Annotated in this window: 1 pseudogene; it reads right to left on the bottom strand. The window is 52.4% G+C overall.

The features are described 5' to 3' along the window. Window positions 1-221 (bottom strand): annotated as a pseudogene (locus tag A9513_RS14680) (IS21 family transposase); the annotation flags it as partial. Window positions 222-979 lie beyond the last annotated feature (758 nt).

The following is a 979-nucleotide window of genomic DNA, read 5'->3' as shown; positions in this document are numbered from 1 at the left end:
CGCTGTTGCTTGGGGCGCAGCGAATCGGCTTTTAGCGCCTGCTCTAGCGTGACGTGAAAAGGGCTGAGTTTGTTAAAGATAGCGCGGCGTTGGTAGACCGGCGGCTTGGCCTCAGGTGCTCTGACCCACTTGCGAATMGTGTTGCGCGCCAACCCGGTGCGMTTGGCTATCTCATGCAGCGACAGCTTGTCGCGGAAATACATCCGGCGRATTTTGCCCATCATTTCCATACTGATCACCCTGTGTTCTCCTGCTCAAAAATTGAGCAGAAGCAGTTGAACACCTGGGTCAGTTTTCAGTCGGCAGAACAGCCTCTACTGGGTCAGTTTTCGGTCAGCGGCAACAGATTAACCATGTTGCTGGCTTGCCACCAACACCGCTCAAGGTACGGGTGGACATTTCCCCGGAAATTTTCGAAAAGGTCGCTTTGGATGACAGTGTGTTCGTTTTCGTACAGACGCTATCGGGCTCCAAGGTACCTCTCGCTACCATACGACTTAAGGTCTCAAGTCTGCCGGCCGAGGTGGAGTTTTCAGGCGCTGATGCAATAGTTACCAGCAACACCTTATCGCAGACAGCCGCGATTCAAGTGACTGCTAGGGTCTCTAGGGGAGGGAAGAGTAGGTCGGGGGAATGGTTGGGCCGAAGCTCGACGACATTAAATTCGAAGAGCGCTAGGCTGAAGCTTACGATCAACCTTCCGGATATCTGATCGACTGCACCGCAAAGTGCTGTTGCCAGGTACTGTAAAATAGAAGAGTGAGCACTTGATTTGCTGGTGCTTTCAAACAACGGTGTTGTTTTTTTAACAGCCGAACTGGAAAGGGAGGCTGAGCTGCTCAGTGATCACTTTATCCGTTGGCTGATTTACGCCGGCATGTTCGCTACAGGCACTGAACGACAACGCAGATGGTATGGTCTGTGCGTTCTGACTCGTCAAGGATCGGCCAATGGATCGTTTGTCTAATTTGCTCTCGCG

Source organism: Pseudomonas sp. AU12215 (genome assembly GCF_001675465.2).
In the GTDB taxonomy this organism is placed as follows: Bacteria; Pseudomonadota; Gammaproteobacteria; order Pseudomonadales; family Pseudomonadaceae; genus Pseudomonas; species Pseudomonas nitroreducens.
Note: the sequence above shows the minus strand (reverse complement) of the source record. Positions and strands in the feature narration are given on the sequence as shown.